The organism is Enterobacter cloacae complex sp. 372C4 (assembly GCF_050030615.1).
Lineage (GTDB): Bacteria > Pseudomonadota > Gammaproteobacteria > Enterobacterales > Enterobacteriaceae > Enterobacter > Enterobacter intestinihominis.
Genome location: NZ_JBLGUQ010000001.1, coordinates 1,792,480 through 1,818,143, shown reverse-complemented (window position 1 = coordinate 1,818,143; position 25,664 = coordinate 1,792,480). Strand labels below are relative to the sequence as shown.

The 25,664-nt window shown below is 56.7% G+C and carries 23 protein-coding genes; 7 read left to right on the top strand and 16 right to left on the bottom strand.

The window, feature by feature from the left end:
• Positions 1-16 precede the first annotated feature (16 nt).
• Both tpiA and ACQG11_RS08665 read right to left on the bottom strand, forming a co-directional pair.
• On the bottom strand, positions 17-784 hold the full coding sequence (gene tpiA / locus ACQG11_RS08670; protein WP_003862019.1) for a triose-phosphate isomerase: 768 nt from the start codon (positions 782-784) through the stop codon (positions 17-19).
• Between the two features lie 111 nt (positions 785-895).
• Positions 896-1,498, bottom strand: coding sequence for a DUF1454 family protein (locus tag ACQG11_RS08665; RefSeq protein ID WP_426728305.1), 603 nt, complete (start codon positions 1,496-1,498; stop codon positions 896-898).
• Positions 1,499-1,610: 112 nt separating this feature from the next.
• Between ACQG11_RS08665 and ACQG11_RS08660 the strand changes: the two genes are divergently transcribed.
• On the top strand, positions 1,611-2,030 hold the full coding sequence (locus tag ACQG11_RS08660) for a DUF805 domain-containing protein (RefSeq protein ID WP_022649804.1): 420 nt from the start codon (positions 1,611-1,613) through the stop codon (positions 2,028-2,030).
• Here ACQG11_RS08660 and fpr read toward each other — a convergent pair whose 3' ends face one another.
• From fpr to ACQG11_RS08640, 4 genes are all read right to left on the bottom strand, one after another.
• A complete protein-coding gene (gene fpr / locus ACQG11_RS08655; protein ID WP_022649803.1) occupies positions 2,031-2,777 on the bottom strand; it encodes a ferredoxin--NADP(+) reductase in 747 nt (248 codons plus the stop codon).
• Between the two features lie 96 nt (positions 2,778-2,873).
• A complete protein-coding gene (gene glpX / locus ACQG11_RS08650; protein WP_023307187.1) occupies positions 2,874-3,884 on the bottom strand; it encodes a class II fructose-bisphosphatase in 1,011 nt (336 codons plus the stop codon).
• Positions 3,885-4,054: 170 nt separating this feature from the next.
• Positions 4,055-5,563, bottom strand: a complete 1,509-nt coding sequence (gene glpK, locus ACQG11_RS08645) for a glycerol kinase GlpK (RefSeq protein ID WP_022649801.1) — start codon at positions 5,561-5,563, stop codon at positions 4,055-4,057.
• Positions 5,564-5,584: 21 nt separating this feature from the next.
• On the bottom strand, positions 5,585-6,430 hold the full coding sequence (locus ACQG11_RS08640) for an MIP/aquaporin family protein (protein WP_022649800.1): 846 nt from the start codon (positions 6,428-6,430) through the stop codon (positions 5,585-5,587).
• Between the two features lie 400 nt (positions 6,431-6,830).
• On the opposite strand from ACQG11_RS08640, the gene zapB reads away from it, so the two are divergent.
• A complete protein-coding gene (zapB, locus tag ACQG11_RS08635) occupies positions 6,831-7,070 on the top strand; it encodes a septal ring assembly protein ZapB (protein WP_022649799.1) in 240 nt (79 codons plus the stop codon).
• A gap of 584 nt (positions 7,071-7,654) precedes the next feature.
• Here the strand turns inward: zapB and rraA are convergent.
• The 7 genes from rraA to priA all read right to left on the bottom strand — a co-directional run bounded on the left by rraA (position 7,655) and on the right by priA (position 15,592).
• Positions 7,655-8,140, bottom strand: coding sequence for a ribonuclease E activity regulator RraA (rraA, locus tag ACQG11_RS08630; protein WP_022649798.1), 486 nt, complete (start codon positions 8,138-8,140; stop codon positions 7,655-7,657).
• A 92-nt stretch (positions 8,141-8,232) separates the two neighbouring features.
• Entirely contained in the window at positions 8,233-9,159 is a 927-nt protein-coding gene (menA, locus tag ACQG11_RS08625) for a 1,4-dihydroxy-2-naphthoate polyprenyltransferase (RefSeq protein WP_426728887.1), read from the bottom strand.
• Positions 9,160-9,221: 62 nt separating this feature from the next.
• Positions 9,222-10,556 (bottom strand): HslU--HslV peptidase ATPase subunit, encoded by a 1,335-nt coding sequence (gene hslU, locus ACQG11_RS08620; RefSeq protein WP_022649796.1) that lies wholly within the window; start codon positions 10,554-10,556, stop codon positions 9,222-9,224.
• Between the two features lie 9 nt (positions 10,557-10,565).
• Complete coding sequence (gene hslV, locus ACQG11_RS08615) at positions 10,566-11,096, bottom strand: ATP-dependent protease subunit HslV (protein ID WP_022649795.1); 531 nt, start codon at positions 11,094-11,096, stop codon at positions 10,566-10,568.
• 94 nt (positions 11,097-11,190) lie between these two features.
• Complete coding sequence (gene ftsN, locus ACQG11_RS08610) at positions 11,191-12,159, bottom strand: cell division protein FtsN (RefSeq protein ID WP_017383099.1); 969 nt, start codon at positions 12,157-12,159, stop codon at positions 11,191-11,193.
• Positions 12,160-12,251: 92 nt separating this feature from the next.
• Complete coding sequence (gene cytR, locus ACQG11_RS08605) at positions 12,252-13,277, bottom strand: DNA-binding transcriptional regulator CytR (protein WP_022649794.1); 1,026 nt, start codon at positions 13,275-13,277, stop codon at positions 12,252-12,254.
• Between the two features lie 119 nt (positions 13,278-13,396).
• A complete protein-coding gene (priA, locus tag ACQG11_RS08600) occupies positions 13,397-15,592 on the bottom strand; it encodes a primosomal protein N' (RefSeq protein WP_154051977.1) in 2,196 nt (731 codons plus the stop codon).
• Between the two features lie 200 nt (positions 15,593-15,792).
• On the opposite strand from priA, the gene rpmE reads away from it, so the two are divergent.
• Positions 15,793-16,005, top strand: coding sequence for a 50S ribosomal protein L31 (gene rpmE / locus ACQG11_RS08595; RefSeq protein ID WP_003862040.1), 213 nt, complete (start codon positions 15,793-15,795; stop codon positions 16,003-16,005).
• Positions 16,006-16,053: 48 nt separating this feature from the next.
• Here the strand turns inward: rpmE and metJ are convergent, their stop codons facing one another.
• On the bottom strand, positions 16,054-16,371 hold the full coding sequence (gene metJ, locus ACQG11_RS08590; protein WP_006179183.1) for a met regulon transcriptional regulator MetJ: 318 nt from the start codon (positions 16,369-16,371) through the stop codon (positions 16,054-16,056).
• 275 nt (positions 16,372-16,646) lie between these two features.
• Between metJ and metB the strand changes: the two genes are divergently transcribed.
• From metB to katG, 4 genes are all read left to right on the top strand, one after another.
• Complete coding sequence (gene metB, locus ACQG11_RS08585) at positions 16,647-17,807, top strand: cystathionine gamma-synthase (RefSeq protein ID WP_023307184.1); 1,161 nt, start codon at positions 16,647-16,649, stop codon at positions 17,805-17,807.
• Between the two features lie 2 nt (positions 17,808-17,809).
• The gene (locus tag ACQG11_RS08580) at positions 17,810-20,242 is read left to right on the top strand and encodes a bifunctional aspartate kinase/homoserine dehydrogenase II (protein ID WP_023298896.1); all 2,433 of its coding nucleotides are present in this window, start codon (positions 17,810-17,812) and stop codon (positions 20,240-20,242) included.
• Positions 20,243-20,512: 270 nt separating this feature from the next.
• The gene (metF, locus tag ACQG11_RS08575) at positions 20,513-21,403 is read left to right on the top strand and encodes a methylenetetrahydrofolate reductase (protein WP_022649792.1); all 891 of its coding nucleotides are present in this window, start codon (positions 20,513-20,515) and stop codon (positions 21,401-21,403) included.
• Positions 21,404-21,547: 144 nt separating this feature from the next.
• Positions 21,548-23,728, top strand: a complete 2,181-nt coding sequence (gene katG, locus ACQG11_RS08570) for a catalase/peroxidase HPI (protein WP_058677363.1) — start codon at positions 21,548-21,550, stop codon at positions 23,726-23,728.
• Positions 23,729-23,819: 91 nt separating this feature from the next.
• On the opposite strand, the gene gldA is transcribed toward katG, so the two are convergent.
• Together gldA and fsa are read right to left on the bottom strand one after the other, a co-directional pair.
• The gene (gldA, locus tag ACQG11_RS08565) at positions 23,820-24,923 is read right to left on the bottom strand and encodes a bifunctional L-1,2-propanediol dehydrogenase/glycerol dehydrogenase (RefSeq protein ID WP_023298894.1); all 1,104 of its coding nucleotides are present in this window, start codon (positions 24,921-24,923) and stop codon (positions 23,820-23,822) included.
• Positions 24,924-24,935: 12 nt separating this feature from the next.
• Entirely contained in the window at positions 24,936-25,598 is a 663-nt protein-coding gene (gene fsa / locus ACQG11_RS08560) for a fructose-6-phosphate aldolase (RefSeq protein ID WP_058646047.1), read from the bottom strand.
• Positions 25,599-25,664 lie beyond the last annotated feature (66 nt).

The following is a 25,664-nucleotide window of genomic DNA, read 5'->3' as shown; positions in this document are numbered from 1 at the left end:
CCCGCCCCAAAGGCAATTACGCCTGCTTAGCCGCTTCTGCCGCTTTAACGATCACCGCGAAAGCGTCTGCTTTCAGGGATGCGCCGCCAACCAGCGCGCCATCGATGTCTGGCTGGGTGAACAGCTCAGCTGCGTTTGATGCGTTAACGGAACCGCCGTACTGGATGATGACCTGCTCAGCCACTTTCGCGTCTGCTTTTGCAATGTGGTCACGGATGAACTTGTGCACCGCCTGTGCCTGCGCTGGAGTTGCAGATTTGCCGGTACCGATCGCCCAGACTGGCTCGTAAGCGATAACCGCGCCTTCGAACGCTGCCGCGCCCTGGGTTTTCAGCACAGCGTCGATCTGACGTGCGCACACTTCTTCGGTTTTACCCGCTTCGTTTTCTGCTTCGGTTTCACCGATGCACAGAACCGGGATCAGACCCTGCTCTTTCAGCACAGCGAATTTCTTCGCGATGAACTCGTCAGATTCTTTGTGGTAGGTGCGACGCTCAGAGTGGCCGATGATGATGTATTTCGCGCCGATGTCTTTCAGCATTTCAGCGGAGGTTTCACCGGTAAACGCGCCAGACAGGTTAACGTCAACGTTCTGCGCGCCCAGAATGATGTGGCTGCCGTCAGCGGCACGTTTAGCCAGATCCAGGTACATATCCGGCGGAGCGATAGCAACCGCGCAGCCGGTCACGCCAGCCAGCTCTTTACGCAGGTTAGCAACCAGTTCGTTTACCATGTGGCGGCTGCCGTTCAGTTTCCAGTTACCCATCACTAAAGGATGTCGCATTTCAATTCTCCACGCTCAATAAGCGAATTAAGGAATATGGCCACCCTTAAGGGCAGCATGGTCTGTGAATCAGTATAGAGATTTTCCCTCGAAAGGCTTTGCTTTTTGTCATTAATTCGCCCCCTCGAGTGCGTCTGATAGGGCCAGCTTAATCGGTTCAACCGCGAAGGTCAGCCCCTTTTCGCCGTTATCTGCGACAACATAGCGAACGGCACCTTCCGTATCGGCGTAATAGCGTTTGTTTTTCCCGGCGGTAAGCAGTTTTTGCAGCTTTTGCTGGCTTTGCGCTTTCGTGAAGGTGGGGGTAAAGGCGCGCAAAATAGCACTCATATACTCCAGCGCTTTCGCTTTCGCTTTCGCTGCTTTCTGCTCTGGGCCCTGAATCGGCAGCCAGGTGATCTGCATACTTTTGATTTTTAACGTTCCGCGCTCAAGGGCAGTGGAAGCATATAGATTCTCGTTAATTTTGCTGGCAGCGCGGGTCAGGGTTGGCGTATCGCGGGCACCGTCAATCGCACGGAACTCCCCCAGCGCAAGCGAGGGGTTTTCTTTATTGAAGGCTTCGCGGAACTGGCTGATAGATTGATCGAAAGAGGGGGCGCCCGCCAGAAGGTAGGGGGCGGTGACCGGGGAAGCCGGTTCCGCGGCGTGCAGAGAAAAACTGGCGCTCAGCATCGCTAAACACAAATAAAGAGAGTGTGCCGAACTTTTCATCAACATTGCCCCTGGCCGTTATTGCCCATGATTAAAACGATATCTGGTCGGCTTGTCAAAAGGTCACAACTCCAGGGTAAAATGCGGGCTAAACAATAATAAGGAACCTTACATGACCATACAGCAGTGGTTGTTTTCATTCAAAGGGCGTATTGGACGCCGTGACTTCTGGATCTGGATGGCAGCGTGGGTTGTCGCCATGCTGCTTCTGTTTTTTGTTGCCTATAACGCCTGGCTGAGCACGCAAACTGCGGCTTTTGCGCTGGTCTGTTTACTGTGGCCAACCGCCGCCGTGGTGGTGAAACGTCTGCACGATCGCGGTCGCTCCGGCGCTTGGGCTTTTCTGATTATTCTGGCGTGGATGCTGGTGGCGGGGAACTGGTCAATGCTGCCCTCCATCCTCCCGTGGGTGGTGGGCAGACTGCTGCCGACGGTTATCTTTGTGATGATGGTTGTCGAACTGGGCGCGTTTATCGGCACCCAGAGCGAGAACAAATACGGAAAAGATACCCTTGAGGTGAAGTACCGCTGATCACCAGTAGTGTTCGGCGGTCATATGGCCCGGTCGGCGGCGAAGGTGTTTCGTCATCTGCCGGGTATCCTTCAGCAGTTGCTGCGTATCGCGCACCATTTGCGGGTTACCGCACAGCATCACGTGGCTGGTTTCGGTATTCATCGGTAAACCCACCGCCTCTTCCAGCGCGCCGCTTTCAATCAACGCCGGAACGCGGCCGGTTAACGAGCCAGCTGCGGTTTCGCGGCTGACCACCGTCTGAATTTTTAACTTCCCGCCATATCGCTGTTCCAGCGCCTGCATCTGCGGCAAATAGCTCAGGTCTGCGGCGTAGCGCGCGGCGTGAACCAGCACGATATTCTTAAAGCGCTCCAGATCTTTGCCGTACTCCAGGATAGAGAGATACGGGCCGATGGCCGTGCCGGTCGCCAGCATCCAGAGCGTGTCACAGTCGGGGATTTCATCCAGCACGAAGAACCCCGCCGCGTCGGAGACAATCTGCACCTCATCGCCCGGTTTCAGCGCGGCGAGGCGCGGGCTGAGCTTACCGTCCGGAACGGTGACCAGGTAGAACTCGAGATCCGGGTTATCAGGCGCGTTAACGTAAGAGTAGGCGCGCTGTACGCGTTCACCGTCGATATCCAGCCCGAGCTTGGCAAACTGCCCGGCGGTAAACGGATGAACGGGCGCGTGCAGCGTGAGGCTAAATAGCGCATCGGTCCAGAACTGTACCTTTGTGACTTTACCTGTTACCCAGTCCGCCATGATCTTCTCCTGTGCTGTTTCTCTCTTCTATCTTCCGTACTTGTGGGAAACATTTCCAGCCCATTCGGGCCGGAAAGCTCTATCGATCAAACGGTTTTACAGAATGTGCGTCTGTACGTCCGGGTCTTTGCGGTCGAGATAATGAATGGACTGAATGCGGCGAATGGTGCGGGATTTGCCGCGGATCAGCAGGGTTTCAGTGGTGGCCATGTTTCCCTTGCGGGTGATGCCATCCAGCAGATCGCCTTTGGTGATGCCGGTTGCGGAGAAGACCACGTTATCGCTGCGAGCCATCTCGTTCAGCGCGAGCACTTTATTGGCCTCGATGCCCATCGCCGCACAGCGCGCCAGTTCGTCTTCACCAATGCGAAGGTTCTCGTCGCTGTCGCCTTTGACCTCATGGCGTGGCAGCAGACGCGCCTGCATATCGCCGTCCAGCGCGCGGATCACTGCCGCAGAGACCACACCTTCCGGCGCGCCGCCGATGCCGTAAAGCACGTCGACCTCGCTGTCCGGCATGCAGGTCAGAATAGAGGCGGCAACGTCGCCATCAGGAATGGCAAATACGCGCACGCCGAGTGCTTGCAGATAAGCGATGGTGGCGTCGTGGCGCGGTTTCGCCAGGATGGTCACGGTGAGTTCGTTGAGCGGTTTACCCAGCGCCGCTGCGATATTGCGCAGGTTGGCATCCAGCGGCAGGCTAAGGTCGATAGCGCCTTTAGCACCAGGACCGACAATCAGCTTTTCCATGTACATATCTGGCGCGTTGAGGAAGCAGCCCTTATCGCCCACCGCCAGCACCGCCAGCGCGTTGGCCTGGCCCATCGCCGTCATGCGCGTGCCTTCGATCGGGTCGACCGCGATATCCACCGCATCGCCTTTGCCCGTCCCGACTTTTTCACCGATGTAGAGCATCGGGGCTTCGTCGATTTCGCCTTCGCCAATGACGATAGTGCCATCGATATTGACCTGATTAAGCACAATGCGCATGGCGTGGACGGCTGCGCCGTCTGCGGTATTTTTGTCGCCACGGCCCAGCCACTTGTAGCCTGCGAGGGCGGCAGCTTCGGTGACGCGGGAAAACTCGATAGCAAGTTCACGTTTCATGAGGTACTCGTACAATCAAAAGGAATTGCACGAAGTTTATCACAGAGTGGGGAGGGGGAGGGGTGGTGCGGTCTGAGCCCCTCACCCCGGCCCTCTCCCCAAAGGGGAGAGGGTGTTTTAAGTCCCCTCGCCCCTTTGGGGAGAGGGTTAGGGTGAGGGGTGAGTCTGTCTTACTCGTCGTGCTCTTCCCATGCCAGGGCACGTTTCACCGCTTTCTTCCAGCCGCTGTAGCGGTAGTTGCGCTCGGTGGTTTCGATGCCTGGACGGAATTCGCGTTCGATCACCGCTTTTTCCTGAAGCTCGTCAAGGTTTTGCCAGAAGCCAACCGCCAGACCTGCCAGATACGCCGCGCCCAGCGCCGTTACTTCTCGCACCTCAGGACGTTCAACGCGGGTACCCAGAATGTCGGACTGGAACTGCATCAGGAAGTTGTTGGCTACCGCACCGCCGTCCACGCGCAGGGCGTGCAGACGAATGCCGGAGTCCGCCTGCATCGCTTCCAGCACGTCGCGCGTCTGGTAGGCGATGGATTCCAGGGTCGCACGAATAATGTGGTTAGAGTTCACACCGCGCGTCAGGCCGAAAATCGCGCCGCGGGCGTATGGATCCCAGTACGGTGCGCCCAGACCGGTAAACGCTGGCACCACGTATACGCCGTTGGTGTCTTTCACTTTGGTCGCGAAGTATTCGGAGTCAAACGCATCGCTGATCAGCTTCATCTCGTCGCGCAGCCACTGAATGGAGGCACCCGCCATGAATACCGCCCCTTCCAGGGCATAGTTCACTTCACCGCGTGGGCCGCAGGCGATGGTGGTCAGCAGACCGTTTTCTGATTTCACCGCTTTCTCGCCGGTGTTCATGAGCATAAAGCAGCCGGTGCCGTAAGTGTTCTTCGCCATCCCTTCCTTGACGCACAGCTGGCCGAACAGCGCCGCCTGCTGGTCACCGGCAATACCGGCGATAGGAATACGGGTGCCGCCTTTACCGCCGATGTTGGTCTGGCCGTAAACTTCTGAAGATTTGCGCACGTCTGGCAGCATCGCACGCGGAATGTCCAGCGCGTCCAGCATCTTGTCATCCCACTCCAGGGTGTTGATGTTGAACAGCATGGTGCGCGAGGCGTTGGTGTAGTCGGTGACGTGAACGCGTCCCTGAGTCATCTTCCAGATAAGCCAGGTATCGACGGTGCCAAACAGCAGCTCGCCGCGTCGTGCACGTTCGCGTGAACCTTCCACGTGATCGAGGATCCACTTCACTTTGGTGCCGGAGAAATAGGGGTCAATGACCAGACCGGTTGTACTGCGCACGTACTCTTCCATTCCGTCGCGCTTCAGTTTTTCGCAGATCTCTGAGGTGCGGCGGCACTGCCAGACAATGGCGTTGTAGATGGGCTTACCGGTTTCGCGCTCCCAGACAACGGTGGTTTCACGCTGGTTGGTGATACCGATAGCGGCAATCTCGTCAGAACTGATGTCGGCTTTCGCCAGCACTTCCACCAGCGTGGAGCTTTGTGACGCCCAGATCTCCATCGGGTCGTGTTCAACCCAGCCTGGACGCGGATAGATTTGCTCAAATTCGCGTTGAGACACGCTGACAATGTTCGCGTCATGATCCATTACGACAGCGCGGGAGCTGGTAGTGCCCTGGTCGAGCGCAACGATATATTTTTTTTCGGTCATGGTATGTGTCCCGTAGTCAGATTACAGCGAAGCTTTTTGTTGTGTGGTGGAAGTCGACTCTTTTTCCTCTTCCACACAGGTGTCGCACGGTAAGTGGCGACCAATTAATTTGCGATAGCCGAATGCGCCCAGCGCCGCCCCTACGATTGGCCCGAACAGCGGAACCAGGAAGTAAGGAATGTCTTTGCCGCCGGTAAAGGCGACATCGCCCCATCCTGCAAAGAAGGCGAAGGTTTTTGGACCCAGGTCACGCGCCGGATTCATCGCAAAGCCGGTCAGCGGACCCATTGATGCGCCAATTACCGCAATCAGAAGGCCAATCAAAAGTGGTGCCAGCGGGCCGCGCGGAATGCCGTTTCCATCGTCGCCCAGCGCCATAATGACGCCCATCAGAATAGCGGTAATCACCATTTCAACTGCGAACGCCTGCACAAAATTAATATGCGGATTCGGATACGTTGAGAAAATGCCTGCCAGATCCAGACTTTCGACACTGCCACGCACCATATGATGCGTCTGTTCGAAGTCGGTGAAAAGATTGTAATAAAGCCCGTAAACTAACGCCGCTGCGCAAAAGGCGCCGGCAAATTGTGAAATGATGAAAGGGACAACTTTGCGTCCGTCAAAGCACGCGAATAGCCACAACGCGATGGTCACCGCCGGGTTAAGATGTGCGCCGGAAACCCCTGCGGTCAGGTAGATGGCCATCGCCACGCCCAAACCCCAGATAATACTGATTTCCCACTGACCAAAACTGGCACCCGCCACTTTCAGTGCAGCGACACAGCCTACTCCGAAGAATATCAACAACCCGGTACCCAGGAACTCGGCAATGCACTGGCCTTTTAAGGTTGATGTCTGACTCATAATCGGAATCCTGCAAAAGAGTAATGTTTATTGTTTGCGTGACCGCCCGTGACAGCCACGATGCCCTGTAGACATAGTGTTAATTTATCGTTAACGAGCACAAACGAGAAATATCGAAATCTAAATGTGTGGTCTGCGTCAATAAAATGAGCGTTTTCGCGCCATAAAGCGCGTTTTTGCATCAACGGTATAATGTGAGCTGAATCATTTCATTAACTAAAGAGTTAACAATTTAGGGGTATATACCGCGAACGCACCAGGACCAGACCTAAAAGTGTTGCAAACCGCGATCTGCGCGGTGTGTCGCTGGACACAGAGCGCCGCGCTCCATACAATCGACGGTATATGTCGTGCGCGTTTACGTTAAAGCGTCGCCTTGCAATTCAGGAGAGGTAGCATCATGTCTTTAGAAGTGTTTGAGAAACTGGAATCGAAAGTACAGCAGGCGATCGACACCATCACCCTGCTGCAGATGGAAATTGAAGAGCTGAAAGAGAAAAACAACTCCCTGTCCCAGGAAGTTCAGAATGCTCAGCACAGCCGTGAAGAACTGGAGCGCGAAAACAACCAGCTGCGCGAACAGCAGAACGGCTGGCAGGATCGCCTGCAGGCACTGCTGGGACGTATGGAAGAAGTCTGATTTCCTTTGGGAATGAATTGAGTAGGCCGGGTAAGGCGAAGCCGCCACCCGGCTTTTTTATGGTTATTGCTCACGGATTTCAACCATAAAAAAGGCCGCCAGAGGCGGCCTTAACGCTACTTGTCCTGCGCTGTCATAGCATAAGCAACAAACCCACTCGGTTCATCACTCTTTACAACGAGTACGCTGGCGACAATGAACGCGATACATAAATAGCGTTTCATTATGCGGTCCCTGCTGCTTACCGCTCCACCGTTCACCACCGGTGATAAGTCGGTGGACACAAGCCCGGTTAAAGGTTGCTTTACGGTTGTGAATACACCTTTCCCTGGACCGGCGCCCATTTGCGAGATGGCGGAAAGGGACACAGCATCATAATGAGCAACAGCTGCGGAGTTAAGGTTTCCACACATAATTAGGAATTCATAAAGGGTCGACAGGGGTTACCTGAGGAATGAATCAGGGTAAGATAAAAATCCTGGTTAAAGGTTGCAATATCACCCAACGGACCGCGAATCCCGAGGGACAAAAAAACCGCCACATTGCTGTTGGCGGTTTTTTTATGCATCTCGCTTATCGATTAACTACTCAATGTCCAGCGCATCCTCGGAAAGGATAATGCCGGTATTGTCAGCATAAAGGTGGTCGCCCGAGAAGAAGGTCACGCCGCCGAAATTGACGCGCACGTCGCTTTCGCCGATGCCGTCGCCCGCTGCGCCTACCGGTATGGCCGCGATGGCCTGAATCCCGATATCCATGTCTTCGAGATCGTCCACCTGACGCACGGAACCGTACACCACAATGCCTTCCCACTCGTTCTGGACGGCAATTCCCGCCAGTTCAGCATCAATCAATGCACGGCGCACGGAACCGCCGCCGTCGACCACCAGAACGCGGCCACGGCCGTTCTCTTCGAGCAGATCGTACAGCAACCCGTTGTCCTCGAAACATTTCACCGTGATGATTTGTCCGCCAAACGACGACCGTCCACCAAAGTTGGAGAACAGGGGTTCAACGACGTTGACATCTTCCTGGTAGATGTCACAAAGCTCGGAGGTATCGTATTTCATAGGTTTAACGCTCTGTTGCTGCGAATGTGTTCAGTATATCGTGCGAAATGCCTTGTTGGCAAAATCATCAATTGTTAATTGATATTTGTCAGCTAACTCAGCGTCTGGCTTAAGACAATCCCGATGACGAACAGCAGGTTAGTCAGCAACGCGCCTTTTACCGTGCGCTCCAGCATCGGCGGCATGGCAGCCGGGCTGAGTTCACGCATGACATAGCGGGCCTGCTTAACCAGCAGCGGTGCGGCGAGCACAAACAGCCAGCCCCACAGGCTGTGCAGAGAGATCAGATTGAACAGCGCCAGGCAGACCAGCGCGCCGATGAGCAGGCAGGCGTGATAGCGGCGGGCATTCACCGGGCCCAGACGCACGGCCAGCGTGTTCTTACCGTTCTCACGGTCGCTGTCGATGTCGCGCAGGTTATTGATATTCAGCACCGCCGTCGCCAGCAGACCGCAGGCGGTCGCGGGCAGGAACAGGGCGGGGATCACCGTATGCGCCTGCAAGTACCAGCTTCCCATGACGCTCAGCCAGCCGAAGAACACCAGTACGGAGATGTCGCCCAGACCAATATACCCGTAAGGACGCGTCCCGACGGTATAGGTAATTGCTGCAATAATGGCGAGCAAGCCCAGCACCAGGAAGCCAATGAAATCGCTGGTGGTTTTCGAGGCGACCGTCACCAGCGCCAGGCCGGACAGGCAAATCAACACCACGGTGATAATCAGCGCCCGCTTCATCTGTGCCTTGGTAATCACCCCTTTTTGCATCCCGCGCAGCGGCCCGATACGATCAGGTTTATCGCTGCCTTTTACCGCATCGCCGTAATCATTGGCGAGATTAGAGAGGATTTGCAGTAGCCCGGCGGTGACAAGCGCCAGACCAGCCACCAGGGGATCGAAATGCCCCTGCCACCAGGCAAGTGCGGTACCGACGATAATGGCGGCAAAAGCCAGAGGAAGCGTTTTTGGACGCAGACTTTCGAGCCACGCCTGCGTACGGCTGATATCAGTCATAGTTATTTAGCCAATAAAAATGGGGGCCATAGCCCCCATCAACAGTGATGAAAATGCATTGAACGCGATTATAGAATAAAACGGCTCAGATCTTCATCTGCCACTAACGCATCCAGGTGTTTGCCCACATACTCTGCGTCAATGGTAATGGTTTGACCGTTAAGGTCGCTCGCATCGTAAGAGATATCTTCCACCAGGCGTTCCAGCACGGTGTGCAGACGACGCGCACCGATGTTTTCGGTGGTTTCGTTGACCTGCCATGCGGCCTGAGCGATGCGTTTGATCCCATCATCGGTGAACTCGATATTCACGCCTTCGGTCGCCATCAACGCTTTGTACTGTACGGTCACAGAAGCGTTTGGCTCAGTCAGGATACGTTCGAAATCTTCAGTGGTCAGCGCCTGCAGCTCAACGCGGATTGGCAGACGACCCTGCAGTTCCGGAATGAGATCGGATGGGCTGGCAACCTGAAACGCACCTGACGCGATAAACAGAATGTGGTCAGTTTTCACCATGCCGTGCTTGGTAGAGACGGTGCAACCTTCCACCAGCGGCAGCAGGTCGCGCTGAACGCCTTCGCGGGAAACATCCGGGCCGGAGCTGTTGCCGCCGCGCTTACAGATTTTGTCGATTTCGTCGATAAACACGATACCGTGCTGCTCAACCGCGTCGATAGCGTCCTGTTTCAGCTCTTCCGGGTTAACCAGCTTCGCGGCTTCTTCTTCAATCAGCAGCTTCATCGCGTCTTTGATTTTCAGCTTACGCGCTTTCTGCTTCTGCCCGCCCAGGTTCTGGAACATGGACTGCAACTGGCTGGTCATCTCTTCCATGCCCGGAGGGGCCATGATTTCAACGCCCATTGGCGCGGCAGCGAGATCGATTTCAATCTCTTTGTCGTCCAGCTCGCCTTCACGCAGTTTTTTGCGGAATGCCTGACGCGCAGCAGAAGGTTCAGGCTGCTGTTCAGCCTGTCCCCAGTTATTTTTTGCCGGTGGGATCAGCACGTCGAGAATACGCTCTTCGGCCATCTCTTCGGCGCGATAGCGGTTTTTCTCAATCGCCTGGACACGCACCATCTTAATCGCTGAATCGGTCAGGTCGCGGATGATGGAGTCCACTTCTTTACCCACATAGCCCACTTCGGTGAATTTGGTGGCTTCAACTTTGATGAACGGCGCGTTAGCCAGTTTGGCCAGACGACGGGCGATTTCGGTTTTACCCACCCCGGTCGGGCCGATCATCAGAATATTTTTTGGCGTCACTTCATGGCGGAGCTCTTCGTCGAGCTGCATGCGACGCCAGCGGTTACGTAGTGCGATAGCCACGGAGCGCTTGGCGTTGTCCTGGCCGATAATGTGTTTGTTCAGTTCGCTGACAATTTCGCGTGGGGTCATTTCAGACATGGGCGATCCTTACGCTTTGGAGGTCAATTCTTCGATGGTGTGATTGTGGTTGGTATAGATGCAGATATCACCTGCAATATCCAACGCTTTCACCGCGATATCGCGCGCGTTCATGTCGGTATTTTCCAACAGCGCACGGGCTGCGGCCTGGGCGTACGGGCCGCCAGAGCCGATGGCAATCAGGTCGTTTTCAGGCTGAACCACGTCGCCGTTACCGGTGATGATCAGCGAGGCGTTTTCGTCAGCCACGGCCAGCAGCGCTTCGAGCTTGCGTAGCATGCGGTCGGTACGCCAGTCTTTTGCCAGCTCAACGGCGGCTTTCACCAGATGTCCCTGATGCATTTCCAGTTTGCGTTCAAACAGTTCAAACAGCGTGAAGGCATCAGCCGTGCCGCCTGCGAAACCGGCGATCACTTTGTCGTTATAAAGACGACGTACTTTCTTCACGTTGCCTTTCATGACGGTATTACCCAGCGTGGCCTGGCCATCACCGGCAATTACCACCTGGCCGTTACGGCGTACACTTACTATTGTTGTCACGAGCAGACCCCCTGGTTACAGATTCGGGAAACAGAAGCCCTGAGCCTGTGCTCAGGGCTGAATTAAATGATAGATGGGGGGGATTTTGGGGGTTTCAACCCCCGGAGGCGAGTCGAATGCAGTTTGTGTGGCCAGCCACTTTCAAACGGGAAATGGTGCCGTCTGCGTTTTCTTTGCCTTTGACCGGTCCAATCACCACGCGATTCCAGCCGTTATTGGTGGTAATGCGTGAGTCAAATCCTTCAAATGCCAGCTGAGCTCGCACCGTTTCTGCCTGTTCGGCGCCTTTAAACGAACCGCACTGAACCATCCAGCGGCGTTCATCTTTTTTCTCAGCCGTCTGCTTCGGTGCCTCGGTCTCTTTAGTGACCGGCGCAGCCTGCTGCGTTTTTGGCTGTTGCGCAGTGGTATGTGCAGGCGTCTGCAACAGATCCTGATACGGCTGTGCTGTTTGCTTCTGCGGCTGGGCTTTCGGCTGCTGCTGAACAGGCTGCGTTTGTACAGTACGCGTCTGCTGCTGCGGTTGTGTACGCGGCTGTTGTACCGGCTGCGTCTGCGTCCACTGCTGCTGTTGCGTTTGCTGCTGTGCCTGACGCTGGCGCTGCAACGTTTGCTGACGCTGCGCCGGGGTTTGTTCATTCCACGGTACTTCGTTCAACTGCGTAGGCTGCTGGCGCATGTCCGCCTGCATCTGAGCGAGCAACTGGCGCTGTTCGTCCGTCAGCTGATCGGCATTCTTCACTTCACCCCCGGCAGAAGGCTCGGTAGGCGCACGTACGCCAGGCTGGCGGCTTTCCAGCTCTTTAATGTAGCGCCAGCGCTCTTCAGGCTTCGGAGGAAGGCCGTTGCCGACGACCTTGTTACCCTGAAGGGCTTCAGACTCTTCTTTTTTATGATGCGTAATGAAGTAGAGGCCGCCAATAAAGGCCACCAGCACAGCCGCAGCAATGGCGACCATGGCTGGGGAGACAGCAGACAGGCTACGTTGCTTGCTTTTTGAACTACTTTTTTTGCGTCGCGAAGGTGCCGGCTGGCCGCGACGTACATAATCTCGTTGTGCCACTATCGTTTCGCTGTATTTATTCGTTCGTCAGCCCGCCATGTTACTTAAGCGACGGGGCTTTGACCAGATAAGGGTGTCGAAAGGTATTTACTTTAAGTTAATGCCTGGGTAGAGCCGCGCACAATCAGCTCACAATCCAGTAGTCGTGACCCACTGCTAACTGTTTGACCGTGCAGCTGATCCAGCAAAAGCAGCATCGCTTCCCGGCCAATGTCATACCGCGGCTGCGAAACAGTCGAAAGCGGCGGATCGCAAAACTCCGAAAGCGAAATATTATCAAAACCGATTATCGACAGGTCCTTTGGCACGCGCAGGCCGTGACGTTTGGCGTAGGATAACGCCCCCAGCGCCATCACGTCGCTGTGGCAGAAGACCGCGGTAGGTGGTTCTGGCAAGGCAAGCAATTTTTCCAGCGCCTGCCCGCCCGCTTCAAAGGTGAAATCACCGCGCGCAATGTAGTGCGGATCGACAACAGCCCCGGTACGGCGAAGCGCCTGAACGTAGCCCTGCAACCGGTAATGACACAGCGGCATCTCTTCTGGTCCGGCAATACAACCGATACGCTTATGCCCCAGCTCCTGAAGATAGTTCACGGCGTTGAACGCGGCGGTGAGGTTATCGATATGAACGGTCGGCAGCTCCAGCTCCGGCGCGAATTCGTTCGCCATGACCATTGGCGGTAAATTGCGCTGTTCTTCAATGCTGGCATCAAACGGCAGGCGTGAGCCAAGCAGCAGCATGCCATCAATCTGCTTGGTGATGATCAGGTCGATGAACGTTTTTTCCTGCTGGTTCTGGTGGGCACAATCACCAATCAGCACCAGATAGCCCTGGGCGGCGGCCGTGACCTCAATGCCGCGGATGATTTCGCTGAAGAAGGGATCGCAGATGTCCGGCACGATCACCAGGATGGTGCGGGATTCGTTGCGTTTAACGTTGCGCCCCATGGCTTGCGGGAAATAACCGACCTCAAGCGCCGCCTTTTCAACCCGGTTTCGGGTCGCCTGGGAGACTTTGTCAGGGTTCATCAATGCGCGGGACACGGTTGCTGTTGAGACTTGTGCTTTCTCGGCAACGTCTTTCATGGTCGCCGAGGCAACCTCTTTCCTGGACTTCAACGTCTTCTCCTCGCCTGAACACCGAACTGCGGACCGCACCATTTTTACAGATAGTTAATGGAATCGGTTACAGAATTTTCATAAAAAGTGTGAGGCGCATTAAATTTTTCGATCCGTCTTCAGCCTTCAATCGGATCGACGTCCAGAACCCACTTCACTTTTCGCGCTTCCGGCAGGGTATTAATCAGCGCCAGCGTGCCGCTGACGATCTGCTGTAAACGGATACGCGAAGGGTGCTGAAGTAAGAGTTGCCAGCGGAAACGGCCGCCGCGTTTCGGGGCGAGCGCGGGTACCGGGCCTAAAATCCACAGCTGATTATCCACTAGTGGGCTGGCCTGCAGGAGATTTCTCAGCTGTTGCAGGAATAGCGGCGCCTGCTGGTTGTTATGATCTTCCGCACGGATGATGACGTGGCTGGTCCACGGAGGAAGCTGCATCGTCTGACGTTCGGCCAGCGCCTGGTCGGCGAAGGCGTCATAGCCTTTGTGCAGCAGCGTTTGCAGCAGCGGGTGCTCAGGATGGTGCGTTTGCAGCACTACTTCGCCCTGCTTACCCGCTCGACCGGCGCGACCAGCAACCTGGGTATAAAGCTGTGCGAAACGCTCGGCGGAGCGAAAATCCGCGGAGAACAGCGCGCCGTCGACGTCCAGCAGGGCGACCAGCGTCACGTCCGGGAAGTGATGCCCTTTCGCCAGCATTTGAGTGCCAATCAGGATGCGCGCGCCGCCGCGATGCACTTCCGCCAGCTGCTGCTCCAGTGCCCCTTTGCGGCTGGTGGTATCCCTGTCGATACGCGAAATGGGCACATCAGGGAAGAACGGCGCCAGCGCCTGTTCGAGCTGCTCCGTCCCCAGACCCACCGGCACGATGTGCGTTGAGCCGCAGGACGGGCACTGACGGGGTACCGGACGCTGGCTGTCGCAGTGGTGGCAGCGTAAATGGCGCTGAGCCTGGTGGAAGGTGTAGTAGTGATCGCAGCGCGGGCACTCGGCAATCCAGCCGCAGTCGTGGCACAGCAACGCAGGCGCGAAGCCGCGGCGGTTCAGAAACAGGATTACCTGGTTGCCCGCCTGCAAATGTTGGCGCATGCGGCTAATCAGCGCAGGCGCTAACCCGGCCTGCACCTGCTGGCCTTTCAGATCCAGCACATGCTGAATGGCCGGACGGGCATTCCCCGCGCGGCGCGTCAGGCGCAGCATGTGGTATTTACGCTGGCGAACGTTGTGCAGCGTTTCAAGCGCGGGGGTGGCGGACCCCAGAATAATGGGGATTTGCTCGCTGTGGGCGCGGTACACGGCTAAGTCGCGGGCGTGATAGCGCCAGCCTTCCTGCTGTTTATAGGAGCTGTCATGCTCTTCATCGATCACGATAACGCCGAGATTTTTAAACGGCGTAAAGAGTGAGGAACGGGTGCCAATCACAATCGCCGCTTCGCCGTTTTTCGCTTTCAGCCAGGCGCTGAGGCGCTCGCTGTCGTTCAGGCCGGAGTGCAGAACCTCAACGGGCGCATTAAAGCGTTCACGGAAACGGGCGATGGTTTGCGGCGTCAGGCCGATTTCCGGCACCATTACCAGCGCCTGTTTGCCCTGCGCGAGCACATTTTCCAGTACGCTCAGATACACTTCGGTTTTACCGGAGCCGGTGACGCCCGCCAGCAGCCAGGCGGAGAATCGATCGGCGGCGCTGTGAATCGCGCCCACGGCGGTGGCCTGCTCGGTATTCAGACGCAGGCGATCGCCCGAGACGGAAAAGCCGTCGCGCCAGTCGTGAAGGGCAGGTGCTTCGCTGGCCAGCTCGCTCAGCCCTTTCTTCCTTAATGCCTGCAACGCGGTTTCGCTCACCTCGAGCTCGTCGACCTGATGGCGCCAGATTTTCCCCTGGCGTAGCGCGGCCAACGCCTGCTGTTGTTTTTGCGAGCGCTTCAGGCTGTTAATGTCGACCGCCTGACCCTGCTCGGTGGCAAACCAGTACCACATTGGCGCATGGCTGGCGCGCTTACCCTGACGCAGCATAATCGGCAGGGCGTGGAACAATACGTCGCCAATAGGATGGTGATAATAATCTGCCGCCCACAACAGCAGTCGCCAGGTGCTTTGAGAGTAAACAGGTTCATCATCCAGCACTTCAACGATCGATTTCAGCTCGGTAAGCGGCAGCTCGCTTTTATCGCTGACGGAGACGACGATCCCCACGCGCTGCTGTTTACCGAACGGCACGGTCACGCGACAGCCCGCTTTGGCGCTCATGCTGTCGGGCAGCAGGTAGTCAAAGGTGCGGGGAAGCGGAACGGGCAGGGCAACGTGAGCGACGGGCATCGAATCTTCCTGACTTGAAAAGTGGCGCGTTAGTATACACATTAGTGAAAGCGGCGTGCGGATCAGTTTGCATACGTTGGTTAAATTCTGTATGATTCGCCGCCTTTGGTGTACTTTACGCCAAAGAACTTACATTCAACATCGCGTGGTGTCTGGCGTTAGGGCTGGAAGAGCGACGCGGCCTTAACTGAGGTTCTCCCATGAAAAAAGATATTCACCCGAAATACGAAATGATTACTGCAAACTGCTCTTGCGGTAACTCTATCCAGATCCGCTCTACCGTGGGTCACGATCTGAACCTGGACGTGTGCGGCAAATGCCACCCGTTCTACACTGGTAAGCAGCGTGATGTTGCAACCGGTGGCCGTGTTGACCGCTTCAACAAGCGTTTCAGCATCCCGGGCGCTAAATAAGTTTCCCGAAAAAAAGGCACCGCAAGGTGCCTTTTTTGTATCCGCTTATCAGTATTCCCACGTATCCGGGTCGATACCCAGTTCACGCATGATCACCTTCGCCTCTTCTGGAATTTCGTCACTGCGCTCTTTGCGCAGATCGTCATCGTTCGGCAACGGTTGGCCGGTAAACGCATGCAGGAACGCTTCGCACAGCAGTTCGCTGTTAGTGGCGTGACGCAGGTTGTTCACCTGACGACGCGTACGTTCATCGGTGAGGATCTTCAACACCTTCAGAGGAATGGACACCGTGATTTTCTTGACTTGCTCACTCTTCTTACCGTGCTCAGCGTATGGGCTGATATATTCGCCGCTCCATTCAGCCATGAGATACCTTTAATCCTCTCAGTCATTAATCTAAAGGTGCAAAACCGGTAACCATCAGTTTTGAACCGTAATCTTGCGTAGTTTACCGTAGAGACGATACCGAGGCACGGATATTGCCGCTGTAGCGTGTCCTAAAGCATATAATTTTAACGGCTATTTGCGCATTGCTCAATCTATACGCAAAGAAGTTTAGATGTCCAGATGTATTGACGTCCATACTTTCAATGTTTACTCTGGTGCCTGACTTTTCACCTCATTCGCCAGGAAGCCTCACCATGACGCGTAAACAGGCCACCATCGCAGTGCGTAGCGGATTGAATGATGACGAGCAGTACGGCTGCGTTGTCCCGCCAATTCATCTCTCCAGCACCTATAATTTCACCGGATTTAATGAACCTCGCGCGCATGACTACTCGCGTCGCGGCAATCCTACGCGTGACGTTACCCAGCGCGCGCTGGCGGAACTGGAAGGCGGCGCAGGGGCGGTATTAACCAATACCGGCATGTCTGCCATTCACCTGGTAACCACGGTGTTCCTGAAACCTGGCGATCTGCTGGTGGCGCCGCACGACTGCTACGGCGGCAGCTATCGTCTGTTTGATAGCCTGGCGAAACGTGGCTGCTACCGCGTGTTGTTTGTCGATCAAAACGACGAACAGGCGCTGAAACAGGCGTTAGCCGAACAGCCGAAGCTGGTTCTGGTGGAAAGTCCAAGCAATCCATTGTTGCGCGTAGTCGATATTGCGAAAATTTGTCAGCTCGCAAGGGATGCGGGAGCGATAAGTGTAGTGGATAATACGTTCCTCAGTCCGGCCCTTCAGAACCCACTGGCACTGGGTGCCGATCTGGTGTTGCATTCATGCACGAAATATCTGAACGGCCATTCTGACGTGGTAGCGGGTGTGGTGATTGCCAAAGATCCTGATGTTGTCACTGAACTGGCATGGTGGGCCAATAACATTGGCGTCACCGCGGGCGCGTTCGACAGCTATTTGCTGCTGCGCGGCATCCGCACGCTGTCACCGCGTATGGACGTCGCGCAGCGTAATGCCCAGACGATCGTGGATTTCCTGAAAACCCAGCCGCTGGTGAAGAAGCTTTATCACCCGTCGCTGCCGGAAAACCAGGGGCACGAGATTGCCGCGCGCCAACAGAAAGGATTTGGCGCGATGTTAAGTTTTGAACTGGACGGTGACGAGCAAACGCTGCGTCGCTTCCTGAGCGGGTTGTCATTGTTTACGCTGGCGGAATCCTTAGGGGGAGTAGAAAGCTTGATCTCCCACGCCGCAACCATGACGCACGCAGGTATGGCACCCGAAGCACGTGCCGCCGCCGGGATTTCCGAGACGCTGCTGCGTATCTCGACCGGTATTGAAGATTCTGAAGATTTAATTGCCGATCTGGAAAATGGCTTCCGGGTCGCAGCCAAGGGGTAATCATGAGTGTGATAGCGCAGGCAGGGGCGAAGGGTCGTCAGCTGCACAAGTTTGGTGGTAGTAGTCTTGCTGATGTGAAATGTTATCTGCGTGTCGCAGGGATCATGACCGAGTATTCACAGCCGGGGGACATGATGGTTGTCTCTGCGGCGGGCAGCACCACCAACCAGCTGATTAGCTGGCTGAAACTGAGCCAGACCGATCGCCTCTCTGCGCATCAGGTGCAACAGTCCTTACGTCGTTACCAGAGTGAACTGATTGCCGGTTTGCTGCCTGCGGACGTGGCGGACGGACTGATAAGCGCCTTTACTCACGACCTTGAGCGTCTGGCAGCTCTGCTGGACAGCGGCATTACCGATGCGGTGTATGCGGAAGTGGTTGGCCATGGTGAAGTGTGGTCTGCACGCCTGATGGCCGCCGTGCTGCAACATCTTGGCGTGGAAGCCGCCTGGCTCGACGCGCGTGATTTCCTGCGTGCCGAACGCGCCGCACAGCCGCAGGTAGACGAAGGGTTGTCCTACCCGCTGCTGCAACAGCTGCTGGTGCAACATCCGGGTAAACGTATTGTGGTGACCGGCTTTATCAGTCGCAGCAACGCAGGTGAAACCGTACTGCTGGGCCGTAACGGCTCTGACTACTCGGCAACGCAGATTGGCGCCCTGGCGGGCGTGTCCCGCGTCACCATCTGGAGCGACGTGGCCGGTGTCTACAGCGCGGACCCGCGCAAAGTGAAAGATGCCTGCCTGCTGCCGCTGCTGCGTCTCGACGAAGCGAGCGAGCTGGCGCGTCTGGCGGCACCAGTGCTGCACGCGCGCACGCTACAGCCGGTTTCCGGCAGCGACATCGACCTGCAACTACGCTGTAGCTACACGCCGGATCAGGGGTCCACTCGCATCGAGCGCGTGCTGGCATCCGGTACGGGCGCGCGCATTGTCACCAGCCACGATGACATCTGCCTGATTGAGTTCCAGGTGCCTGCGGGCCAGGATTTCAAACTGGCGCACAAAGATATCGACACCATCCTGAAACGTGCCCAGGTGCGTCCGCTGGCCGTTGGCGTGCATAACGATCGCCAGCTGTTACAGTTCTGCTATACCGCTGAAGTGGTGGACAGCGCCCTGAAGATTCTGGATGAAGCGGGACTGCCGGGCGAGCTTCGCCTGCGTCAGGGACTGGCGCTGGTGGCAATGGTGGGCGCGGGCGTCACCCGTAACCCGCTGCACTGCCACCGCTTCTGGCAGCAGCTGAAAGGGCAGCCGGTGGAGTTCACCTGGCAGTCGGAAGAGGGCATCAGCCTGGTTGCCGTTCTGCGCAAGGGGCCAACCGAAAGCCTGATTCAGGGCCTGCACACCTCCCTGTTCCGCGCGGAAAAACGCATCGGCCTGGTACTGTTCGGGAAAGGGAACATCGGTTCCCGCTGGCTGGAGCTATTCGCCCGCGAGCAGGTGACGCTTTCGGCGCGTACCGGATTTGAGTTTATTCTGGCAGGCGTGGTGGACAGCCGCCGCAGCCTGTTGAACTACGAAGGGCTGGACGCCAGTCGGGCGCTGGCCTTCTTTAACGATGAAGCGGTTGAGCAGGACGAAGAGTCGCTGTTCCTGTGGATGCGCGCGCACCCGTACGACGATCTGGTGGTGCTGGACGTTACCGCCAGCGAGCAACTGGCCGACCAGTATCTGGATTTTGCCAGCCACGGGTTCCACGTCATCAGCGCCAACAAGCTGGCAGGCGCGAGCAGCACTGATAAATATCGCCAGATCCACGACGCGTTCGAAAAAACGGGTCGTCACTGGCTGTATAACGCCACCGTTGGCGCAGGTCTGCCGGTTAACCATACCGTGCGCGATCTGATTGATAGCGGCGACAGCATTCTGGCGCTGAGCGGGATCTTCTCCGGCACGCTCTCCTGGCTGTTCCTGCAATTTGACGGTACCGTGCCGTTCACCGACCTGGTGGATCAGGCGTGGCAGCAGGGCTTAACCGAGCCGGATCCGCGCGTCGACCTTGCCGGTAAAGACGTGATGCGCAAGCTGGTGATCCTGGCGCGTGAAGCGGGCTACGACATTGAGCCTGGCCAGGTTCGCGTTGAGTCTCTGGTGCCTGCGGGCTGCGAGGAAGGATCTGTCGATCACTTCTTTGAGAACGGCGACGAGCTGAACGAGCAGATGGTGCAACGTCTGGAAGCGGCAAACGAGATGGGCCTGGTGCTGCGTTACGTGGCGCGCTTCGAGGCGAACGGTAAAGCGCGCGTGGGCGTGGAGGCGGTACGTCCTGAACATCCGCTGGCGGCGCTGCTGCCGTGCGATAACGTCTTCGCCATCGAAAGCCGCTGGTACCGCGATAACCCGCTGGTGATCCGTGGCCCGGGTGCGGGGCGCGATGTGACCGCCGGAGCCATTCAGTCCGACATTAATCGCCTGGCTAAGCTACTGTAACCCCTCACCCTAACCCTCTCCCCTTAGGGGAGAGGGGACTGCTCGGTGCGGTCTTTCCCCCCTCGCCCCTTTGGGGAGAGGGCTGGGGTGAGGGGCCTTCTCACCCCCCATCATGAATCCCCTTCATCTTCCCTGAACAAACCTCACCGTTAATGTTGATTATTTCTGTTGACGTCATCCCGCTTTTCCGTCATTTTTACATCTGGACGTCTAAACGTATAGAAGTTCACAACACAACAAACAATGACACGCGAAAGATAGAGGTAAGGTATGAGCTTTTTTCACGCCAACCAGCGGGAAGCCCTGAATCAGAGCCTGGCCGAAGTAAACGGCCAGATTAACGTCTCTTTTGAATTTTTCCCGCCGCGCACCAGTGAAATGGAGCAAACCCTGTGGAGCTCTATCGATCGCCTGAGCAGCCTGAAGCCGAAGTTCGTCTCCGTGACCTACGGCGCCAACTCCGGTGAGCGTGACCGCACGCACAGCATCATTAAGGGCATTAAAGACCGAACCGGTCTGGAAGCGGCACCGCACCTCACCTGTATCGACGCCACCCCTGATGAACTGCGCGCGATTGCTCAGGACTACTGGAACAACGGCATTCGTCATATCGTTGCCCTGCGCGGCGACCTGCCGCCGGGGAGCGGTAAGCCGGACATGTACGCCACCGATCTGGTTGCCCTACTGAAAGACGTTGCTGACTTTGATATTTCCGTTGCCGCTTACCCGGAAGTTCACCCGGAAGCGAAAAGCGCCCAGGCGGATCTGCTTAACCTGAAGCGTAAGGTGGACGCAGGTGCCAATCGCGCCATTACTCAGTTCTTCTTTGATGTGGAAAGCTATTTACGCTTTCGCGACCGCTGCGTCTCGGCGGGTATTGATGTCGAAATCATCCCTGGCATTCTGCCGGTCTCGAACTTCAAACAGGCGAAGAAATTCGCGGATATGACCAACGTGCGCATTCCGCTGTGGATGTCCAAAATGTACGAAGGTTTGGACGATGACCCGGAAACACGCAAGCTGGTGGGGGCCAATATCGCGATGGATATGGTGAAGATTTTAAGCCGTGAAGGGGTGAAGGATTTCCACTTCTATACGCTTAACCGCGCGGAGATGAGTTACGCCATTTGCCATACGCTGGGTGTCCGCCCGGCGTTATAAAGTAAAAATCCCTCATAAAGTGAGGGTTTTTTACTCGAACAGAAAGTTAAAAGGTATTAGCTATCGAATCTGTGGATTAATTCAACTATCTCTTATCGCTAGTGGTGTATATCGTAACGGTAACACTGTAAAGGGAGCATAGCGATGAGCATGTCAGACGAGACCAATAACGCGGCATCCGCCGGCAAATGTCCGTTCCACCAGGGCGGCGTCGATCACAGCGCGGGTGCAGGTACCGGCAGCAAAGAGTGGTGGCCTAAACAACTCCGCATCGATTTACTTAATCAACACTCCAGCCGTTCAAACCCTCTGGGTGAAGACTTCGACTACCGCAAAGAATTCAGTAAGCTCGACTATTCCGCCCTAAAGGGCGATCTCAAAGCACTGTTAACCGACTCACAACCGTGGTGGCCTGCCGACTGGGGCAGCTATGCGGGCCTGTTTATCCGTATGGCCTGGCACGGTGCGGGTACCTATCGCTCCGTTGATGGTCGCGGCGGTGCCGGTCGCGGTCAGCAGCGTTTTGCGCCGCTGAACTCCTGGCCTGATAACGTCAGCCTGGATAAGGCTCGCCGTCTGCTGTGGCCAATTAAGCAAAAATACGGACAAAAAATCTCCTGGGCCGACCTGTTTATCCTCGCGGGTAACGTGGCGCTGGAGAACTCCGGCTTCCGCACCTTTGGTTTCGGTGCCGGGCGTGAAGACGTCTGGGAACCGGATCTGGACGTGAACTGGGGCGATGAAAAAGCCTGGCTGACTCACCGTGACCCGGAAGCGCTGGCGAAGCGCCCGCTGGCCGCCACAGAAATGGGCCTGATTTACGTTAACCCGGAAGGGCCAAACGCCAGTGGTGAACCGCTGTCTGCGGCGGCGGCGATCCGCGCTACCTTTGGCAACATGGGCATGAATGACGAAGAGACCGTTGCGCTTATTGCAGGCGGCCATACGCTCGGTAAAACGCACGGTGCAGGCGAAGCCACGCACGTGGGCACTGACCCTGAAGCGTCGCCTATTGAAGCGCAGGGCCTGGGCTGGGCCAGCACGCACGGCACCGGTATTGGCGCTGACGCCATCACCTCCGGGCTGGAAGTTATCTGGTCTCAAACCCCAACCCAGTGGAGCAACTATTTCTTCGAGAACCTGTTCAAATACGAATGGGTGCAGACGCGTAGCCCGGCGGGCGCAATTCAGTTTGAAGCCGTGGATGCGCCGGAAATTATGCCTGACCCGTTCGACCCGTCGAAAAAACGCAAGCCAACCATGCTGGTCACCGACCTGACGCTGCGTTTTGATCCGGAATTCGAGAAAATTTCCCGTCGTTTCCTGAACGATCCGCAGGCCTTCAACGAAGCCTTTGCGCGCGCGTGGTTCAAGCTGACCCACCGCGATATGGGGCCAAAAGCGCGGTACATCGGCCCGGAAGTACCGAAAGAAGATCTGATTTGGCAGGATCCGCTGCCTCAGCCGGTGTTCCATCCGACGCAGGAAGATATTGAAAGCCTGAAAGCGGAAATCGCGGCCTCGGGTCTCTCCGTGAGCGAGCTGGTTTCCGTGGCCTGGGCGTCGGCATCGACCTTCCGCGGCGGCGACAAGCGTGGCGGCGCTAACGGCGCGCGTCTGGCGCTGGCACCTCAGCGCGACTGGGACGTTAACGCCGCGGCGGTGCGGGCATTACCGGCTCTGGAAGCGATCCAGCGCACCACCAACAAAGCGTCACTGGCCGATATCATTGTGCTGGCGGGTGTCGTGGGCGTTGAGCAGGCGGCGAAAGCGGCAGGCGTTTACGTCAACGTACCGTTCACTCCAGGTCGTGTGGATGCGCGTCAGGATCAGACGGATATCGAGATGTTTAACCTGCTCGAACCGATTGCCGACGGTTTCCGTAACTATCGCGCACAGGTGGATGTGTCCACCACGGAGTCGCTGCTGATCGACAAAGCCCAGCAGTTGACCCTGACCGCGCCGGAACTGACGGTGTTGATCGGCGGTTTGCGCGTGCTGGGTGCAAACTTCGATGGCAGCAAGAATGGCGTGTTTACTAACCGCGAGGGCGTGCTGAGCAACGACTTCTTCGTCAATCTGCTGGATATGAACACCCAGTGGAAAGCGACCGACGACTCAAACGAGCTGTTTGCCGGTAGCGATCGCGCCAGCGGGGAAGTGAAATATACCGCCACCCGCGCCGATCTGGTCTTCGGTTCCAACGCTGTCCTCCGCGCGCTGGCCGAAGTTTACGCCAGCAGCGATGCACAAGAGAAGTTCATCCGCGACTTCGTTGCCGCATGGGCGCGAGTGATGGATTTGGATCGGTTTGACGTGAAGTAACCCTTGTGCCGGGTGGCGGCTACGCCTTACCCGGCCTACAAATTAAAGTGCCATGTAGGCCGGGTAAGCGCAGCGCCACCCGGCTTTTCTATTACTCCCACTCCTGCAAGAATCGCTGTCCATACTGGTCCGCCACCAGCAGCGCCGCATAGACCTGATCCGGCGTTACGCCGCCAGGCATGTTGTGAATGGTTTCCCCTTCGGCACAGGACGCCTCCGCGATCAGCCGCATTTTAGCCGGAATATCCTCTTTGATATTCAGCTGCGCCAGCGTAATTGGCAGCCCGACGCTATGGCACAGCGCCGCAACGGTTTCGATTTCTTCTACCGGCGCGTTCTCCAGTACCAGTTGCGTCAGCGTACCAAATGCCACTTTTTCACCGTGGTAGAAATGGTGCGCATCCGGCACCGCCGTCATGCCATTGTGAATGGCGTGTGCCGCCGCCAGCCCGCCACTTTCGAAGCCCACGCCGCTCAGATAGGTGTTGGCTTCAATAATGCGTTCCAGAGCAGGCGTCACCACGTGTTGTTCCGCCGCCAGCATCGCTTTCTCGCCCTCTTCAACCAGCGTGTTGTAGCACAGCTCAGCCAGCGCTAACGCTGCCTGCGTGCACTTGCCACCCGCCATGGTCGTGGCGCCGCTACGCGAACAGGCGCGCGCTTCAAACCAGGTTGCCAGGGCATCGCCAATCCCGGCGGCCAGCAGGCGCGCAGGTGCGCCCGCCACCACCCTGGTATCGACAATCACCATGTTCGGGTTGTGCGGCAGCATCAGGTAGCGATCGAACTCGCCGCTGTCGGTATAAATCACGGAAAGGGCACTGCACGGCGCATCGGTGGAGGCAATGGTCGGGGCAATAGCCACCGGCACGTCCATAAAGTGCGCCAGCGCTTTGGCGGTATCCAGCGTTTTTCCGCCCCCGATACCCAGCACCGCCAGGCAGTCGGTACTGTCGGCCAGTTTTTTCAGGCGATCGATTTCATTTTGCGAACATTCGCCGCCAAACGGTGCAATTTCGGCATGGAGTCCGGCTTTTTTAAAACTCTGACGCAGGGTTTCTTCGGCAAAACCCAGCACAAATTTATCGCCTACCACCAGCCAGCGAGCCGCCAGCGGCTTCAGGTAGTCGCCGAGACGAGTGAGAACATCAGCGCCCTGGATGTACTTCCCCGGCGATTGAATGATACGGTCCATAACATTTCTCCCTTAGAGGTTGAGGTTACCAAACGCGTTTTTCCAGTCCTGCTCGAACTTCTCTATGGCTGACTCTACCGCTGGCGTGCCGAGCATTTGTTGCGCTACGTCTAAGGGAAGCGTGATTGCCTCACATCCTGCCAACAGGCAATCCAGCGCCTGGCGCGGCGTTTTAAAGCTGGCAGCCAGCACCATGCTCTCTGGCGCATGCTGTTCCAGCAGGGATTGCAGTTCCTGTACCGTGCGAATGCCGTCACCGCCCTGCGCATCGACGCGGTTTACATACGGTGCGACATATTTCGCTCCTGCCAGCGCGGCCAGTAACCCCTGAGCGGCGCTGTAAACGGCGGTTCCCAGCGTGGTAATTCCCTCTTTCTTCAGCGCTTTAATCGCGATGAGCCCCTGTGCAGTGACGGGAATTTTTACCACGATGTCCGGCAGGGCATTGTTCAGCCGTTTTGCTTCCGCCACCATTCCTTCGGCGTCGCGGCTCATGGTTTGGGCAAACAGCCTGCCCTCCGGGCCGATAGCATGCTGCAGGCGCGGCAACACCTCCCAGACAGATTCGCCGCTGGCGGCTACGATGCTTGGGTTGGTGGTCACGCCCGCAATGGGAAAAATGCGCGCCAGGCGTTCAACTTCTGCCACGTTGGCGGTATCCAGGTACAGTTCCATTATTTTTCCTTAAGTCAGAAAGGTTGAATAAAGGATACGGCGCACCCAGTCGCGGCGAATACAGGT

Coding starts and splice junctions, on each gene's coding strand:
- tpiA (WP_003862019.1), bottom strand. CDS start 784: ATGCGACATCCTTTAGTGATGGGTAACTGGAAACTGAACGGCAGCCGC.
- ACQG11_RS08665 (WP_426728305.1), bottom strand. CDS start 1,498: ATGAAAAGTTCGGCACACTCTCTTTATTTGTGTTTAGCGATGCTGAGC.
- ACQG11_RS08660 (WP_022649804.1), top strand. CDS start 1,611: ATGACCATACAGCAGTGGTTGTTTTCATTCAAAGGGCGTATTGGACGC.
- fpr (WP_022649803.1), bottom strand. CDS start 2,777: ATGGCGGACTGGGTAACAGGTAAAGTCACAAAGGTACAGTTCTGGACC.
- glpX (WP_023307187.1), bottom strand. CDS start 3,884: ATGAAACGTGAACTTGCTATCGAGTTTTCCCGCGTCACCGAAGCTGCC.
- glpK (WP_022649801.1), bottom strand. CDS start 5,563: ATGACCGAAAAAAAATATATCGTTGCGCTCGACCAGGGCACTACCAGC.
- ACQG11_RS08640 (WP_022649800.1), bottom strand. CDS start 6,430: ATGAGTCAGACATCAACCTTAAAAGGCCAGTGCATTGCCGAGTTCCTG.
- zapB (WP_022649799.1), top strand. CDS start 6,831: ATGTCTTTAGAAGTGTTTGAGAAACTGGAATCGAAAGTACAGCAGGCG.
- rraA (WP_022649798.1), bottom strand. CDS start 8,140: ATGAAATACGATACCTCCGAGCTTTGTGACATCTACCAGGAAGATGTC.
- hslU (WP_022649796.1), bottom strand. CDS start 10,556: ATGTCTGAAATGACCCCACGCGAAATTGTCAGCGAACTGAACAAACAC.
- priA (WP_154051977.1), bottom strand. CDS start 15,592: ATGCCCGTCGCTCACGTTGCCCTGCCCGTTCCGCTTCCCCGCACCTTT.
- rpmE (WP_003862040.1), top strand. CDS start 15,793: ATGAAAAAAGATATTCACCCGAAATACGAAATGATTACTGCAAACTGC.
- metJ (WP_006179183.1), bottom strand. CDS start 16,371: ATGGCTGAATGGAGCGGCGAATATATCAGCCCATACGCTGAGCACGGT.
- metB (WP_023307184.1), top strand. CDS start 16,647: ATGACGCGTAAACAGGCCACCATCGCAGTGCGTAGCGGATTGAATGAT.
- ACQG11_RS08580 (WP_023298896.1), top strand. CDS start 17,810: ATGAGTGTGATAGCGCAGGCAGGGGCGAAGGGTCGTCAGCTGCACAAG.
- metF (WP_022649792.1), top strand. CDS start 20,513: ATGAGCTTTTTTCACGCCAACCAGCGGGAAGCCCTGAATCAGAGCCTG.
- katG (WP_058677363.1), top strand. CDS start 21,548: ATGAGCATGTCAGACGAGACCAATAACGCGGCATCCGCCGGCAAATGT.
- gldA (WP_023298894.1), bottom strand. CDS start 24,923: ATGGACCGTATCATTCAATCGCCGGGGAAGTACATCCAGGGCGCTGAT.
- fsa (WP_058646047.1), bottom strand. CDS start 25,598: ATGGAACTGTACCTGGATACCGCCAACGTGGCAGAAGTTGAACGCCTG.